The sequence below is a fragment of the Coprobacter sp. genome (genome assembly GCF_982436375.1).
This window is the reverse complement of sequence record NZ_CEWDCG010000040.1, coordinates 1-17,622: the sequence shown is the minus strand read 5'-3', so window position 1 is coordinate 17,622 and position 17,622 is coordinate 1. Positions and strand designations below refer to the sequence as shown.

14 protein-coding genes are annotated in these 17,622 nt (G+C 36.9%); 8 read left to right on the top strand and 6 right to left on the bottom strand.

Annotation, left to right across the window (positions count from 1 at the left end; all coding sequences use genetic code 11):
• The first annotated feature begins 276 nt into the window (after positions 1–276).
• From AC1WHX_RS04015 to AC1WHX_RS04005, 3 genes are all read left to right on the top strand, one after another.
• Positions 277–1,173 (top strand): diaminopimelate dehydrogenase, encoded by an 897-nt coding sequence (locus AC1WHX_RS04015; protein ID WP_297303702.1) that lies wholly within the window; start codon positions 277–279, stop codon positions 1,171–1,173.
• 170 nt (positions 1,174–1,343) lie between these two features.
• Positions 1,344–2,207 (top strand): prolipoprotein diacylglyceryl transferase, encoded by an 864-nt coding sequence (lgt, locus tag AC1WHX_RS04010; protein WP_297303704.1) that lies wholly within the window; start codon positions 1,344–1,346, stop codon positions 2,205–2,207.
• Positions 2,208–2,210: 3 nt separating this feature from the next.
• A complete protein-coding gene (locus tag AC1WHX_RS04005) occupies positions 2,211–3,143 on the top strand; it encodes a YeiH family protein (RefSeq protein ID WP_270738469.1) in 933 nt (310 codons plus the stop codon).
• 9 nt (positions 3,144–3,152) lie between these two features.
• On the opposite strand, the gene AC1WHX_RS04000 is transcribed toward AC1WHX_RS04005, so the two are convergent.
• The 3 genes from AC1WHX_RS04000 to hemW all read right to left on the bottom strand — a co-directional run bounded on the left by AC1WHX_RS04000 (position 3,153) and on the right by hemW (position 6,455).
• Positions 3,153–4,166: a GNAT family N-acetyltransferase gene (locus tag AC1WHX_RS04000; RefSeq protein ID WP_297303705.1), complete on the bottom strand. Its 1,014-nt coding sequence runs from the start codon at positions 4,164–4,166 to the stop codon at positions 3,153–3,155.
• 12 nt (positions 4,167–4,178) lie between these two features.
• Positions 4,179–5,078 (bottom strand): DUF2156 domain-containing protein, encoded by a 900-nt coding sequence (locus AC1WHX_RS03995; RefSeq protein ID WP_297303706.1) that lies wholly within the window; start codon positions 5,076–5,078, stop codon positions 4,179–4,181.
• Positions 5,079–5,327: 249 nt separating this feature from the next.
• A complete protein-coding gene (hemW, locus tag AC1WHX_RS03990) occupies positions 5,328–6,455 on the bottom strand; it encodes a radical SAM family heme chaperone HemW (RefSeq protein WP_297303707.1) in 1,128 nt (375 codons plus the stop codon).
• 182 nt (positions 6,456–6,637) lie between these two features.
• On the opposite strand from hemW, the gene AC1WHX_RS03985 reads away from it, so the two are divergent.
• From AC1WHX_RS03985 to AC1WHX_RS03970, 4 genes are all read left to right on the top strand, one after another.
• Positions 6,638–8,794 (top strand): elongation factor G, encoded by a 2,157-nt coding sequence (locus AC1WHX_RS03985; RefSeq protein WP_122303465.1) that lies wholly within the window; start codon positions 6,638–6,640, stop codon positions 8,792–8,794.
• A 272-nt stretch (positions 8,795–9,066) separates the two neighbouring features.
• A complete protein-coding gene (locus tag AC1WHX_RS03980; RefSeq protein WP_297303709.1) occupies positions 9,067–10,629 on the top strand; it encodes a sensor histidine kinase in 1,563 nt (520 codons plus the stop codon).
• A gap of 2 nt (positions 10,630–10,631) precedes the next feature.
• On the top strand, positions 10,632–11,342 hold the full coding sequence (rprY, locus tag AC1WHX_RS03975; RefSeq protein ID WP_009317155.1) for a response regulator transcription factor RprY: 711 nt from the start codon (positions 10,632–10,634) through the stop codon (positions 11,340–11,342).
• Between the two features lie 79 nt (positions 11,343–11,421).
• Positions 11,422–11,685: a GNAT family N-acetyltransferase gene (locus AC1WHX_RS03970; protein WP_122337128.1), complete on the top strand. Its 264-nt coding sequence runs from the start codon at positions 11,422–11,424 to the stop codon at positions 11,683–11,685.
• A gap of 63 nt (positions 11,686–11,748) precedes the next feature.
• On the opposite strand, the gene AC1WHX_RS03965 is transcribed toward AC1WHX_RS03970, so the two are convergent.
• The 3 genes from AC1WHX_RS03965 to AC1WHX_RS03955 all read right to left on the bottom strand — a co-directional run bounded on the left by AC1WHX_RS03965 (position 11,749) and on the right by AC1WHX_RS03955 (position 16,505).
• On the bottom strand, positions 11,749–14,166 hold the full coding sequence (locus AC1WHX_RS03965) for a GumC family protein (RefSeq protein WP_303115635.1): 2,418 nt from the start codon (positions 14,164–14,166) through the stop codon (positions 11,749–11,751).
• Positions 14,167–14,177: 11 nt separating this feature from the next.
• Positions 14,178–14,978, bottom strand: a complete 801-nt coding sequence (locus AC1WHX_RS03960) for a polysaccharide biosynthesis/export family protein (RefSeq protein ID WP_122337127.1) — start codon at positions 14,976–14,978, stop codon at positions 14,178–14,180.
• 246 nt (positions 14,979–15,224) lie between these two features.
• Positions 15,225–16,505: a DcaP family trimeric outer membrane transporter gene (locus tag AC1WHX_RS03955; protein WP_481228867.1), complete on the bottom strand. Its 1,281-nt coding sequence runs from the start codon at positions 16,503–16,505 to the stop codon at positions 15,225–15,227.
• Positions 16,506–17,015: 510 nt separating this feature from the next.
• Here AC1WHX_RS03955 and AC1WHX_RS03950 point away from each other — a divergent pair.
• Complete coding sequence (locus tag AC1WHX_RS03950; protein WP_418236482.1) at positions 17,016–17,462, top strand: hypothetical protein; 447 nt, start codon at positions 17,016–17,018, stop codon at positions 17,460–17,462.
• The last annotated feature ends 160 nt before the right edge of the window (positions 17,463–17,622 follow it).

The following is a 17,622-nucleotide window of genomic DNA, read 5'->3' as shown; positions in this document are numbered from 1 at the left end:
AGAGCAATTAACCTACGCTCATTTCCAATAAATTACACTCTTTTCGTAACTTCAAAATGCAAAGATACTATAACTCTTTAAATAAAAAGATCGAAAACTCCTTGCTTTCGGATTAAAATACAAAAAGCGAATGTCGATATTCAACCTCACGAAATAAAAAAATTAATTAAAACCAATACAGTAAAGCCCAAATTATTTCGTACTATAAAGAAAATATCTATCTTTGTCAGCGTTTTAGTAGCATATTTCAAGATAAATATATAAACAGATAACAAAATGAAAAAAATAAGAGCAGCTATCGTAGGATACGGTAATATCGGTAAATACGTTCTGGAAGCTTTACAAGCTGCACCGGACTTTGAAATAGCAGGTATCGTTCGCCGAGATGCAAACAACGTTCCAGACGAATTAAAAGAATACCCTGTTGTCGAAGGCATAGAAAACCTTCAAGATGTTGCAGTCGCAATTCTGTGTACTCCAACCCGTAAAGTCGAAGATTTTGCAATTAAAGCTTTATCCTTAGGTATCAATACTGTAGACAGTTTCGACATTCATACACAAATCGCAGATTTACGCAGCCGACTCGACGCTATCGCCAAAAAACATAACTCCGTATCGATTACAGCAGCAGGATGGGATCCGGGCAGTGACTCGATCGTCCGTGCTTTAATGGAAGCTTGTGCTCCTAAAGGCATCACTTATACAAACTTCGGTCCCGGTATGAGTATGGGACACACTGTTGCCGTAAAAGCCGTAGAAGGCGTAAAAGCTGCATTATCTATGACAATTCCTCTCGGAACAGGTATCCACCGGCGAATGGTATATATCGAGTTGAAAGACGGTTACAAATTCGAAGAAGTTGCTAAAGCTATCAAAAACGATGCCTATTTTATAAATGACGAAACGCACGTCATGCAAGTAGAAGACGTCAATGCTCTTCTCGATATGGGACATGGAGTACACATGACCCGTAAAGGTGTATCGGGAACTACCCAAAACCAGCTTTTCGAATTCAATATGAAAATCAATAATCCGGCTTTGACCGCACAAAATCTGGTCGGTGTAGCCCGAGCTTCATTACTCCAACAACCGGGATGCTATACTATGATCGAAATACCTGTTATCGATATGCTTTACGGTGACAGAGAAACTTTGATCAAACATCTTGTGTAAGAAATAAGGAAATATCATCAAGTCATCTTTGCTTTTTTCAAATCTGACTTGTATAAATTTATACAGGTATTAAGATATAAATTCTTACGAAAATATTCTTACCTTTGTGCCTTGTCAATAAAATAGATATTGACAAGGCTTTTTTTACAAAATCAAATACAAACGATCAGATGTTAGATGTTGTCACTTGGACTGTCGATCCGGCAATCTTTACTATTTTTACAAGAGAAATCCGCTGGTACGGGTTATTTTTTGCTATCGGCTTTTTATTAGGATACCAAATCGAAGACAAAATATTCAAGCATGACAATGCCCCTACCGGATGGTGCGATAAAATCTTTATCTATGTAGTCATCGCGACAGTCATAGGTTCACGGCTCGGACATTGCTTTTTCTACGGATGGGAATATTACTCAGCCCATCCATTAGATATTTTTAAAATATGGGAAGGCGGGCTTGCCAGCCATGGCGGTGCAATCGGTATCATTATAGCTTTATTAATCTATTCCAAGCGAGTAACTCATCGCAATCCGTTATGGGCATTCGACCGTCTCGTAATTCCGGTTGCCCTTGTCGGTGCGCTTATACGTATGGGAAATCTGATGAATCATGAGATCTTCGGTCACCCGACCGATCTGCCGTGGGGATTCCGGTTTATTGAAAACCTTCATCAATGGCATTATTTAGGTGCAGAACCGATTTTTACCGCACCGTCCCATCCTACTCAAATATATGAGGCGATATGTTATATTATTGTCTTTATTTTATTGATGTATATGTATTGGAAACGGAATGCGGGAAACCGTCCGGGACTTATCTTCGGAGTATTTTTAATCGGAATTTTCCTGTCCAGATTCTGTATCGAGTTTTTGAAAAACAATCAAGAAGATTTTGAAGAAAATATGATACTCAATATGGGACAGTTATTGAGCATCCCATTTGTTTTAGCCGGAATTTATTTGGTTATCAGAGCCATGAAACAGCCGACGGTTTCTGGTCGTATCGAAAATATTAAGCCTAAACAACAAAAATAAAATATGAGCAGTTTTTTCAAGAAATACGATAAGCCTTTGTTTATCGTATTATTTTTAGTGTGTCTTTTACCGCAGGTCACTCCTGCAATCGCATTATTTATAGGATTAGCGTTTGCCTTGACTTTAGGGCAGCCATATCCTAAATTCAGCAAAAAAACATCTAAATATTTATTACAGTTTTCGGTTGTCGGGTTAGGTTTCGGAATGAACCTTCATGAGTCATTACAGGCAGGGAAAGAAGGCATGATTTTTACCATCGTTTCGGTAGCATCGGTTATGATCATCGGATTTCTGATCGGAAAATGGTTGCACGTAAACCGGAAAACTTCTTATCTGATTTCTTCCGGAACTGCGATATGCGGAGGTAGTGCCATCGCTGCAGTAGCTCCGGTGCTTCGTGCAGATGACAATCAAATGTCTGTGTCTTTAGGAACAATATTTATCCTCAATGCTATCGCCCTTTTTATTTTTCCTCCGATAGGACACTTGTTAAATATGACTCAAGAACAATTCGGACTTTGGGCGGCAATAGCCATACATGATACGAGTTCTGTTGTCGGTGCAGGAGCAGCATACGGGCAAAAAGCCCTTGAAGTCGCCACTATGGTAAAGCTTACCCGAGCTCTCTGGATAATACCGTTGGCATTTGTCACGACTTTTATTTTCAAAGAAAAATCGAATAAGGTATCTATTCCTTGGTTTATTCTCTTTTTCGTATTAGCCATGATCGCTAATACTTATCTGTCCATTCCCGAGAATATCAGCGGCAGTATAGTATGGGCAGCCAAGAAAGGTCTGACTGTCACACTATTTCTTATCGGAGCGGGATTGTCTCGTCAAGTATTAAAACATGTAGGTATAAAACCGCTTGTGCAGGGAGTTATGTTGTGGATATTTATAGGGCTGATGAGTCTTACCGTCGTATTATATATTTAGATTCTGTCGCTAATTCAACATTAAAGACATACATGGAACGGGGCAAGATTTATTAGAAAATATTCTCTCAACAAGTTTTGCCGGTGAAAATATAAAACCGACATTGTCGCATTGAAAGGGCTTTTTCTTACAAAAGCCCTTTTCTAATATATAAGTTGCCGTGTTCGAAGGTATCTGTTCATCCCTAAGAGAAATAGTCATATCAATTTCCGGATATGCCGCGGCATAATACTGCAAAATCATAGAAGCGTCGATAATCCTCATCATACCGAAAGGAGTCCCTTCTTCATGCGAAACCGGAATGATCGAAACAATTTCATGTCGGGGATAGAGAGATTCTATTTCGAAAAGCAGCTTTTTTTTCATTTCATCATTATCATACATCCACTCTTTTATCCAAACCTTTCCGGAATCCGGAACGACTAAGGCCAATCCTCCTATATGCCCTCTATCTCCGGAAACCGCAAATACTTTTCCACCCGCAAGATATAAATCTGCAAGAATAATCTGGAAATCTTGAAAAGAATGTTGAATACAACACGGTCTTTTTTCCATAGAAATCATAAAATAAGCATATAGTTCTTCTTCAGAATAACTATGAGACAAAGGGTATTTTTTGATAGGGGTAACTTCATAATTCTTCATACAAGAATAGAAAACCGTCCCGTAACCAAGTCTTCTATAAAAATCGAAAAGCCATGATTCTGCCGGAATCAGTGTAGAGAAATGAACATCTCTCGATCTCATTATTCTAAAAGCTTCTGTCAACAAATCTTTCATCAGTCCCCGCCCTCTTGCTTCCGGCCAAGTCGAAGCTCCGGAAATATAAGAGATACGAAGTTCTCTTCCCCAACAAGTCATCGAATAAGGCAACATCTGTAAAGCCGACAGTACTTTCCCGTTTTCAATATGCACAAGAGTGTTTTCTTCTGTGTACTTCGTAGAAAAGTAGAGCCGGACAAACGCTTCAGAATCATTGAAACATTCTTGCCATAAATCGACGACTTGTTGTTTATCAATCATAAAAAATTATTTTTATACATGATGAAGAATCGCAACATTTTTCTCTAATAAGATAGCCGGATGATAAGATAATTTGGCTTTTCTCAATCCGGGAATACCTAAATCTTCTTCTCGGTTAATATAAATATATTGTTCTGGAATATGTTGAGCAAATTCTTGATTAATCACGGCATAAGCTCCTTCAATATCCGTATCGGCTTTTTCAACATGTACCCCGAAAGTATCATGGGTTATAGGCGCACCAAAAGTGAATGCCACGATCTCACCTCCTACCCAAATAGCTCCTCCCATAATACCTAATTCTTCGAAATGTTGCAGTGCATAAGTCATTGAACAGCGCTCATTCAACAAATCTTCATTATCTGAACAATTATTCTCTTTACACCACTTTGTTTCCAATTCGAGGCACTGCGGAATTATATCCAATGTAAGAGGGGTATAACGATAATTATCGTACTCTTGCCGGAATCGATTAATATGATTTCTTTTCGGCTGATATTTCTTACCGACTAAATACGCTAAATCGGAACGTAAATAGATATAATCGAAATAATCTCGTTCAGGGATAAAACGAAACTTGCCAGGGAGAATTTTTTCAAGCTGATTTTTAGCTTCCGGAGTTATTCCCAACAAACAAAGTGTATGTCCCATAGAACGGGCGTCATCGTCTAATAGATTTATCATCTTTTCCAACGATCCGTTCCCCAACGGCATCATATATGCAGGACGACGATCTTCTATATAAAAGCGTATCAACAACGAGTCGTCAATAATGGCATACTCGCTATCATACAAAAAACGCCAACTGCACATATTAGCAAAAGAAAAATCACAATTCCGGGAATTACTGGATAATGTATATGTTGTTATTTCTTTCTTATCGGACAAAGTAATCGGTTTAAAAGGTATCATCTGTTTCTCTTTACTTATTATTCATACGTTTTTTAATAACACGAATTTATGATGAATTGTTGAATCGCAACGAAAGCCCGTTCAAATTTTATAGAAAATTATTAACGAGCCTACCCGATTACAAATGATGCATAATGCCCCTCATCTCCTCTCTATCATGTTAAAATACGATTAAATAATTTGATAATTTGAAGTTTTGTGAAAACCAATTTTATCCTATCCCCAATAAAATAGGCCAAACAACCTTTTTTAATCAACATAAAAAAGATCTGACATAATCGTGTCGGAAATAAAAAGACCCTTCCGAGTAAGGCGTAAATGTTTCTCAGACATAATCAAATTGCCGGATTGGATATGAATCAATGCTTGTTGTAAACAGTACATATAACGGTCATTCCCATACAAAAACTTGACTTTGTCCAGATCAAGTCCCCACATTGTCCGTAAAGAAGTCAGGACAAAATCATTATACAGATCATCAAAAGACAATTGTTCTACAGTATATGCCATATTTCCCGATTCTATTTTATCGCAATACTGTCTCAAATCGGGCACATTCCATGAGCGAGTATAACCGTTATAGCTATGAGCTGAAGCCCCGATACCTAAATAAGGTACATTTTGCCAATATGCAGTATTATGACGCGAATAGCGTCCGGGCAAGGCAAAATTAGAAATCTCATAATGTTCGAAACCCTCTTGCTCCAACATATCGATTAATAATCCGAACATTTGTAAAGCAAGCTCTTCGTCACATTCCCGCACTTTTCCCTTTCTCAATAATGTTGAAAGCCCCGTTCCCTCCTCATAAATCAAATTATATGCCGATATATGAGGGATTTTCAAGGCTATAGCCTTTTTTACATTTTGTTCCCAAGACTCCAATGTCTGGCCCGGCAAACCATATATCAAATCGACACTCAAATTTTCGAACCCGGCATCTTGACACAATTTTACTGCATTAACAGCTTGCAAAGAGGTATGCCTCCGATTTAAAAAAAGAAGGTCTGAATCCTTAAAACTCTGAATTCCCATACTAATCCGGTTCACCGGCAATGACACAAGCCCTCCGACATAATCTTTTGTAAGATCATCCGGATTAACTTCGATAGTAACTTCTTTACATTGTCCCCAATCAATACCGATTAAACTATCGAACAATGAGTCTAATTCTGAAATACACAACTGTGACGGTGTTCCGCCACCTAAATAAACCGTATCGATATTTACATTTCCCAATTCCGTACACCGGCCTTGCCATTCTCTACTTAATGCCCGAATATACCTCTCTTTCTGAGACATATCGATACTGGAATAAAAATCACAGTAAATACAACGTTTTTTACAAAAAGGAATATGTATATAGAGTCCTGCCATAATTATAAACAAAGATAATATTTTTCAGAAGTTAAAGAACAAAAATGATCAGTGTTCAAAAACACTGTTTTCTAACACAGTGCGGCAGATTGCTTTTTTCATTTTAATTATATAATTTGCGAACGCTCTGTGAAAAATTCACAGGGAAATCACTGATTGTCTCACCTTAAATCATGACCGTTATGAAAGTATATCAGTCTCATGAGATTAAAAACATCGCCCTATTGGGTAGTAAAGGATCTGGGAAAACCACACTTGCAGAAGCTATGCTTTTCGAGTGTGGGGTTATAAAACGTAGAGGAACCGTAGATGCTCAAAACACGGTTTCAGACTATTTCCCGGTGGAACGAGAGTATGGTTATTCTGTGTTTTCCACCGTTTTTTATGCCGAATTTTTAGGAAAAAAACTCAATGTCATCGACTGCCCGGGGTCTGATGATTTCGTTGGAAGCGCTATTACTGCTCTCAACGTTACCGATACCGGTGTAATTGTTATTGACTCTCAATACGGTGTTGAAGTCGGTACTCAAAACATATTTCGATATACCGAGACTTTGCATAAACCGGTAATCTTCGCGATGAATCAATTAGATGGAGAAAAAGCCGATTACGACAACACCATAGAACAACTCCGAGAATCTTTCGGAAACAAAATAGTACAAATACAATATCCGATTTCCTGCGGGGCGTCATTCAACGCAATGATAGATGTTCTGAAAATGAAAATGTATAAATGGAAACCGGAAGGCGGAACTCCTGAAGTTCTGGAGATTCCTGCCGAAGAAAAAGAAAAGGCAGCAGACCTGCATCAGAAACTAATAGAAGCTGCAGCCGAAAATGATGAAGGACTCATGGAAAAATTCTTTGACCAAGGAATCTTGACCGAAGATGAAATGCGTGAGGGTATTCGGAAAGGTCTAATTACCCGTAGTATGTTTCCGGTATTTTGTGTCAGTGCATTAAGAGACATGGGAGTGCGCCGAATGATGGAATTTCTTGGAAACGTAGTCCCGTTTGTAAGTGAAATGCCCAAACCGGTCACAACTGATGGTATTGAAGTAGCTCCCGATGCGAAAGGCCCCACAAGTTTATATTTTTTCAAAACAACAGTAGAACCCCATATCGGTGAAGTCTCTTACTTTAAAGTAATGTCCGGTACTATAAAGGAAGGAGACGACCTGCAAAATATAAATCGCGGGACAAAAGAACGTATCGCCCAAATGTTCTGCGTATGCGGACAAATAAGAACAAAAATAGAAGAACTGGTTGCCGGAGATATCGGTGCGACAGTCAAACTAAAAGATGTACGCACAGGAAATACACTCGATGATAAAAACTGCGAGTATGTCTTTGACTTCGTAAAATACCCAGATCCGAAATTCCAAAGAGCCATAAAACCGGTTAATGAAGCCGATGCCGAAAAACTAAGTGAAATTCTTACCCGAATGCACGAAGAAGATCCGACTTGGATTATAGAACAATCTAAAGAACTGAAACAAACTATAGTTTCGGGACAGGGAGAATTTCATTTAAGAACTTTAAAGTGGCGTATTGAAAATAACGACAAAATAGCTGTCGAATATAAAGAGCCGAAAATTCCTTATCGTGAAACGATTACTAAAGCTGCCCGAGCAGATTATCGTCACAAAAAACAATCGGGTGGAGCTGGACAATTCGGAGAAGTACATTTAATTATTGAACCTTATTACGAAGGAATGCCCGCTCCGGAAAGTTACCGTTTCAATAATCAAGAATATAAGATGAATGTACGGGATACTCAAGTAATCGATCTTGAATGGGGAGGTAAACTCGTATTTGTTAATTGTATTGTAGGCGGTGCTATTGATGCACGTTTTCTACCAGCTATATTAAAAGGACTAATGGACCGTATGGAACAAGGGCCTCTAACCGGCTCTTATGCCCGCGATGTCAGAGTATGTGTTTATGACGGAAAAATGCACCCTGTAGATTCTAATGAGATTTCATTCCGTTTAGCCGGAAGAAATGCGTTCAGCGAAGCATTCAAAAATGCCGGACCTAAAATTCTAGAACCTATATATGATGTTGAAGTTTTAGTTCCATCGGATAAAATGGGTGACGTCATGAGTGATTTGCAAGGACGCCGGGCAATCATCATGGGAATGTCGAGTGAAAAAGGTTTTGAAAAAATCAGTGCCAAAGTACCTTTAAAAGAAATGGCATCTTACTCTACTTCACTGAGTTCTATTACCGGAGGTCGTTCATCTTTCACAATGAAATATTCATCATATGAATTAGTTCCGTCCGACATTCAAGAAAAATTGCTGAAAGCATATGAGGCCTCACAAGGTACAGAATAATGATATTGAAAATTCAAACAGTGATATTGTTAAATATTAATAAAAAGTCGTCAATAGCTTGACGACTTTTTGTTTGTAAACATTTATATGTTAAATTCGCACTGAAATGTTAAACAGAGAATTCCTAAAAAAATTCATTATTCTGTTAAACAAAAAGCGAACAAGGTTGTTTATCTAATAAAAATGTTGAAAATATTGGGGAATGAAAGGCAAAATTCAAAAAAAATTACTGAATCAAGCTCTATAAAAAATAATTTACCGGATAAACGATTATGAAGAAATCGACAATATGGTTATTGGCAGCAATTATGGCACTTACCTTTATCGGGTTGCTCTATATGCAGATCAGCTATATGGAAAATATGGTGAGGATGAGGAACGAGCAATTTTCCGAAGCGGTAAAACGCAGCCTATACGATGTGTCGACAACTTTAGAACAAGATGAAACAAAACGTTATTTGGCCGAAGATATTGAGGAAACGCAGAAGCGTCTGCTCTCATTCGAACGGGGTACTAGTAAAACTTTAGGTAAAGATGTAATTTCAACACACCACCAGTTTTCTATTGTTTCTCCTGACGGCACAGTATCAAATTTCAGCTTTAAAGAACTGACGAGCACGATAATGATGCAACCTAAAGTTTCAGTTACTCCTAAAGAGGACAATAACTCGATAACTAAAACATACAGAGGGATGCAAGAGATGCTGAAAGGACAGTATCTTTATCAAAAGGGATTATTGGATGAGGTAATACTTAACATTTTAAGTACAGCCAGCAATAAACCGATTATGGAGCGGGTCGATGCAAGAAAGATCGAAAATTATCTGAAATCGGAATTGCAAAATAACGGATTGAACATCCCATTTCAATATGCAATTATCAATAAAAACGGAAAAACGGTTTATAATACTCCAGAATATGCGCCCCAAAAAGAATCGGCATTATTCACTCAGATTCTTTTTCCGAACGATCCGCCGAACCGACTTAATTATTTGAAAGTATATTTTCCGACAAAAAGCAATTATATTTTCAGTTCGATACGGTTCATGATCCCCTCTTTTGCTTTTACGATGGTAATGTTGATTACTTTTATTTTTACTATCGTAACAGCATTCCGGCAAAAGAAATTGACTGAAATGAAGAATGATTTCATCAATAATATGACTCATGAATTTAAAACTCCGATTTCTACGATTTCTTTAGCTGCACAAATGCTGAAAGATCCGGCAGTAGCTAAAAGTCCTCAGATGTTTCAACATATATCGGGTGTTATAAACGATGAAACGAAAAGGCTTCGTTTTCAGGTAGAGAAAGTTCTACAAATGTCTATGTTCGAAAGACAAAAAACTATGATGAAACTCAATACGGTAGATGTCAACGGCATTATTACCAGCGTAATGAGCACATTCAAACTGAAAGTTGAAAAATACGGGGGTACGATAGAAGCCGATCTCGAAGCTGAAGATGCATGGGTAAAAGTAGATGAAATGCATTTTACGAATGTAATTTTCAATCTATTGGACAATGCAGTAAAATATGCACGGGAGGATGTTCCGTTGTCCTTATTCATACGAACCCGTATTTTAGACAACGATAAGGTCGAAATATCGATTCAAGACAATGGAATAGGTATTAAAAAAGAAGACCTGAAAAAGATATTCGAAAAATTCTACCGTGTCTCGACCGGAAATGTGCATAATGTCAAAGGATTCGGTTTAGGGCTGGCATATGTGCATAAGATCATACACGATCTGAACGGAACAATCCGTGCAGAAAGCGAACTGAATGTAGGAACAAAATTTATAATTATATTACCTCTAATAAAAAACAAATAATTATGGAAGAAAGATTGCGTATATTACTGTGCGAAGATGATGAAAATCTTGGCATGTTGTTAAGAGAATATTTGCAAGCAAAAGGTTATGCAGCGGATCTTTTCTCAGATGGAGAAAGCGGATATAAAGCCTTTTTAAAAGGTAAATACGATTTATGTGTACTGGACGTAATGATGCCTAAAAAAGATGGTTTCACTCTCGCTCAAGAGATTCGTACCATAAACAGCGAAGTACCTATTATTTTCTTGACTGCTAAATCGTTAAAAGAAGATATTCTCGAAGGATTCAAAATCGGTGCAGACGACTATATTACCAAACCTTTCAGTATGGAAGAGCTGGTATTCAGAATTGAAGCTATCTTGCGCCGGGTAAAAGGGAAAAAAGGAAAAGAAGTTACTATGTACAAAATCGGAAACTTTACATTCGATACTCAGAAACAAGTTTTGTCTATCGGTGATAAAGTAACCAAACTGACGACAAAAGAATCAGAATTACTAAGTCTTTTGTGCGCTCATGTAAATGAGATTTTGGAACGTAATTTTGCATTGAAAACAATATGGATCGATGACAATTATTTCAATGCCCGCAGTATGGATGTTTACATCACTAAATTACGTAAACACCTGAAAGATGATCCTTCGATCGAAATTATCAATATCCACGGTAAAGGGTATAAACTCATTGCTCCGGAAATTGAAGTCAAGACTAAATAAGGAAAGTTTTATATCAACAATTTAATTAAACAGGTTGCTTTAAAGCAACCTGTTTTTTCATAATCATAATAAAAAAGAAATGGAAATTATTCATGACCCAGAACGAAAAACATTCAGTATGATAATCAACGGCTATACCGGATATGTTTCCTATCAAATTAGAAACGGAAAGCTCGATATACTCCATACCGTAGTTCCCTTTCAAATCGGAGGACAAGGAGTTGCGTCACAACTGGTAAAAGCGGCGTACGACTATGCTATAAACAACCGTCTCAAACCGTCAGCAACTTGCAGTTATGCCGTAATTTGGTTACAGAGACACCCAGAATACAGAGATCAATAAAAAAAGGATATACAATTTTGTACACCCTTATTTTTACCAGTTTCATGTTCCGGATTATATTTCCTAAAACCAACACTTCTTCCTCTTTTTATTTTTCTGATTCTCATCGCTACCATTTCCGCCATAACCATAAGCAGAACTATAACTATACTTAGAGCCATACCCGTAACCGTAGCCATAACCATATTTTCTATAACTATAAGAGTGAGCCTGCATATCGACTGCATTAACGATCAAATAAGTTGACGTCAGTCTTTTATCTGCCACATAACTATTCAGTAATGCCAAATATTTTTTCGAAGAATAATTAGCTCTCGTAACATATAAGTTAACATCTGCCAAACGATTCAGCAAAAAAGTATCTGAAACCATTCCGACCGGAGCAGTATCGACAATAATGTAATCATATTTTTCACGCAATATCTCAAACACCTGATCTAAACGAGAATTTGTAAGCAATTCATTCGGATTAGGAGGGATAGGACCGGCGGGTAATAGATCGAGATATTCAGACATGCCGGAAGGAACTATCAATCCATCTAAATCAGTTTCCTGACCTGAAAGATATGAGGTGATCCCTTTATTCGTCATAATAGAAAAATGTTTTTTCAACTGAGGCCTGCGAATATCTAAACCCACCAATATCACTTTTTTGTTTGTCAAAGCAAAACTCAAAGCCAAATTCATCGAAAAGAATGTCTTACCTTCTTGTGTCACGGTAGACGTAACATTTATTACCTTTTTGTCCGGTTCATTCAACATAAATTGCAAACTATTTCGAACCAGCCGAAATAATTCGACAATGGGAGCTGTCGATTTTGCCTTTACGACAAACTGATCGCCAGTATCGTTCTTTGCTATTTCTCCTAAAACAGGGACAGAAGTCAAACGCTCTACATCCATACGATCTTTAAATTTTACATTGAACATATCTTTTAAAAAGATAAATAATGCAGGTATCGAAAGACCAAAAACAAATGCAATCAAAAAAGTCTTAGGTTTATTAGGCTCGACAGGACCTCCCGTCACATCGGGAGTATCGACAATACTGGCAACAGGGACTGTCAACGTCTTATTTAAGGAATTCTCTTCTCTCTTCTCCAATAGGAAAACATACAATTTATCTTTAATAGATTGCTGGCGCATAATTTCCGTTAATTCTCTTTCAACTTCAGGAACCGATGCTACCATATTATTAAGTTGACGATTTTTAGCCTGCAAATCCTTTTTTTCTATATTTAATCCTTTACGAACAGAAATTATACCGCTCAAAACCCCCTTTCTTAAATCAGATATATCATGGTTTATATCCGTAATCAAAGGATTATCTTCAGAAGAAGAGCGTAACAAACGTTCTCGAACGAGTAGCATTTGGTTATATTTATTAATTAATTCGGAGAATCCGGCATCAGTAATACCCAAATAAGGAATAGGCGTATACACATGTTGCTTATTGGAAACAAACTGATCTACATAATCGACCAGATTTAACTGCGTCTCCAATTCGAATAATTTTTTTTCGGTCTCCGATAACTCCGTCGTGAACTTCTCTCCTTCATTCTTCACATCTGTCAACTTATGTGCTTTTCGGAAATTTTCCGCCTGTTTCTCAACATTTCCTAATTCCTTGGATATAGAGACAATACGTTCATCGATAAATCGTTCTGTATTCAATGCTACTCGATTCTTCTCTGCCATACTTAATTCATTATAATAAAATACGACACGATTAAGTACGTCTTTAGCCTTCGCAATATTAAAAGTATTCAATGAAAGAGTCAATATCGTAGATCCCTTGCTCAATGCATCTGCAACAATGGCTTTCGAAAGATAATTCGCCATATTTCTCGGATTCGATACAGTAATTATAATATCTTCTTCAGGAAGTTGTACAGCAAAATTGCGGGTCATAGTGAATGAAATATCCCCGATATTTACCGGCAAAGGGTTAGCTGTCAAAATTAATGACTTGTTTTCTCCATTGTAAGAAACTTTTACATCATAATCTTCACTTGATTTCGGAACGGCATGTATAGTTATCGGAAATACTAAACTCCTCACTGTTGCACTATCAATAGATAATTCTATCGGAGTATCTTTGTAGAGGTCTATCTTACGCATTCCTTTTTTCATTACATAATTTGTATATAACTCCAGATCCATGACAACCTGAAGCATCACGTTTTTGGAACGCATGATCTCAACTTCATTTTCAAGATTGTTTTTAACGGATGCCATTCCCAAACTCTCCATCATCAACATATCGGGAGTAGCACCGCTCTTATCATTTTTCATCAAAACAGAGGCCGTTACCGTATAAACATTATTTTTACGTGCCAAGATGAAAAAAGCAATACCCATCGCCACTATAATACTGGCAACGAACCATTTCCAATGAACCAAATAATTAAAAAGTATTTCTCTAAAATCGACTGCTTTATCTTGCCCTTCTTCTTGTGAGAGAATATCCTTCGAATCCATTCAAAACTGTATTAACGAGTTAATGTAACTATAATATTAGTAATTCCCAATAATGTGGAAAGAATGCTCAAACTTAAGGTCAGCATCGGAGGTACGGTATAAGCAGTCCGGGCCTTCGATTTGTTCGGCTCGACATACAATATATCATTTTGCTGCAAATAAAAATATGGAGAGAATAACAAATTCGGATCATTCAGATTGATGCGAGCTACTTCTTTAGAACCATCACCTTTAAAACGAATCAATAGCACATTATCCCGGCGTCCGGTAAGCTGCAAGTCTCCGGCCATCGCAACAGCCTCTAATACGGAAACTCTCTCATTCGGAACATTATAAATACTCGGAGCTTTCACTTCGCCCAATACGGCAATCTTAAAGTTTTCGACACGGATAGTTACTGTCGGTTCTTTTTTTACATATTGAGGATATATCTTAAACTTTATAAACTCTTCGGCTTCGGTACGGGTCATTCCCCCGACATTCAATTTACCGATAATCGGGAAATCAATTATTCCTTTATTATCGACAAGATAGGTCGAATTATCGGAAACAGAAGAGGAAGTCATCGCATTTTCGGTAGTACCTGAAGAAGAAGATAGCTTATTAAAAATCGATACGGATTCCGGACTATCCGACCCCACAGAGATAGATAACAAATCTCCCGGAACAATACGAGGATCTGCCAACAAAGACTTTTGCTGTAAAACTTCTACAGGAAGGCTTTCGACCTTTTGTAAATAAGTAACACGCTTGGTTTCACTACAAGACATTAAAAATATTGCCAGAACAGCAAATAGAGCTACTTTTCTCATTCCAATACCAAATATATATAGGACAGATACAACACCAATTATCAGATCAGATATTAGCAAAACAATCCCTAAGAAATGCTAAACGATCTGCAATTAAAAAAACAAAATAATAATCCCTTTCCGCAAAGATACGAAATAGAGTATTATTAACCAATAATATCCATAAAAAACAGCTTTGGGAAGTTTTTCCAAAGCTGTTTTTTATGGATATTAATATATCTGAAGAATCATGAAAGATAAACATTATCAAAAATTGTATTGCACCATTGCCTGAATACGGTTTGCATGACCGCAACTTTTATCCATACTCATACGACGACCATACAAATATTCTACGCCCAACTGACAATTGGGTGTCACATTCCAAAATACATTTCCAACAGCATATTGTCCATATTTATAACCTTCTGCATCATAATAGCCATGTCGGGAATATAAACGTACCTGACTATAAGATGCCGAAGCAAAACATTTGGATGTAAAAGCATATTTCACTCCACCTAAAAAGGCTAAAACCGGTAAAGCCTGTAAACGCCCTTCAGAGCATGGATCAGGGACAAGATCTGAATTGTTACTATCTAAATCATCGATATACTGAGAAATACCTTTTCCGTACGTTCCCTGATAATAAAATGTAAAACCCGGAAACAAGGTTGCCAGTCCACTCAATTGAGCACCCCATCCCACCAACGTCCGATTATTTTCCGTAACCATGTTTCGATAACTCAATCCTCGAAATAATCCGGTTACCCGAATATGGCTCGAAGCTCCCCAATTATATTGTATATAAGCAGGAATATCCGGCATACGCTGCTTGATACTTCGGGAATAAGTTCCATAAGTAATATCCGGATTTGGATTTTCTGCTGCAATGGCTATCTGCCAATGTTTATTTATATTATAGGTATATCTTACTTGAACATTTCTCAAAGTTGTATTGGCATTAGGCCCTTCAAAATCGATTGTCGGAGGGATCGATGCCAAATCAGAAAAAGCACTCCAAGACTGTCCCAATAAAAATCCTCTCATCGATACATATGCCTGACGTAATCTTAACGTATGATGTTCTCCCCGAAAATCAGTTTCGATATAAGCGGAAAATTTTCCTAAAGCTTTATTGTTTCCCACCAATTTCAAAAAAATACGTGATGTCGAAGCATCCATTTGATACTGACTCTTCTCGGCAGGATTTGCCGGTGTAGGAATATCATAAGGCACAAAATCTACATTGTCCGAAATTCCTCGAAAATCATACGATGTAGTAAGTCTCACATATCCTCCGATACCTAAAGCCATCTGATGTTTTTGATCTACTAAAAGGAAACGCGGAGCATCCGGATCTTGAAAATGTAAAGACCTTGTCTCCCTGAATATATTGACAATGTCTTTGCAACTCGGTCCGTTTTTCCCCGTAAGTATAATAAAATCATCATTAAATAACGGGGACATCTTTTTTTTCTGTGCATGAACAGGCATAAACAGCCCCAATAAAACTGCAATAAAACAGATTCTAAATATTTTCTCCATAATTGTAATTTTTACCAGACCTTTTTGGACGATCCGATAAAAACAACAATACTAAACACAGAAATGTTTATCTCAATATTAGATATAACATTGCTATTAAATATTATATAAAAACAGTGTGTCCTCTATATAAAAATACAAGACACACTGTTTTAAAAACCTATTTAAATTTTCTGATAAAGAAATATATCAAGCTACCTTTATATATTCTTCCAGCCTGCTATCATCTTTACTCCCACTCAATTTTTCTTTTTGCTGTAAAGTTAATTATTTTAATCTTATTACCAAAACTTTAACTCTGCTTTTTACTGCTGGTAAATAAGACTGGTGTCAATCTTAGAATTTATAACTGATAGAGATAGAGTTTGCAATAGGCCGTACTTTATGAGTTATTGGATTCCGCACTGAAAGTTAAAATTGTTTTATTGGTAAGTATTGATACTATAATTTTGTATTTTCGTAAAATTATAATTTACAAATAGAGTTATGATTAAGAAAATTTATTCATTGTTGGTGGCATTTGTATTAGGTGCTACAACATTAATGGCACAGAATGAGAAAGGTTTTTCTTTTGCAGCAGAAATGGGTGTAGGTTCACAATTGGAATTAGGCGGACGTGCACAATATGGTATTAATAAATGGGTTGCACTTGATTTGCCTGTGTTAAAGTACGACTTTGATTATGATAAGTATGTCAATTCACATGAATTGAAAATCATGGCAGGTGCTCGTGGATTTTCTCCTTCTTTCGGACCAAACCTAAAAGCTTTTATGGCTATGGACTTAGGTTATGGAGGTATAACAAACGAATATTTAGATTGGAATAGCGCATTTGCTTTTGATTTAAGCTTTGGTCTTTATGTATATAAAGGAGTTTATCTTGGATATGGTTTCGGTTTATTGGCTAATGACTGGAAACACAAAGACCACACATTACGTATCGGTATAAATTTCTAAGAATATTTTGAGTACAAAACTTGCTGGTGTTTGGGATTGAATACAGACTTATTTGAATACAAATTATTTTTGAGTGCATGAGATAAATGATAAACAGATATGTTGAATTGAATATCAATACCTTATATAAAAATTGAAGAAAAGGTAAATACTAATGTTG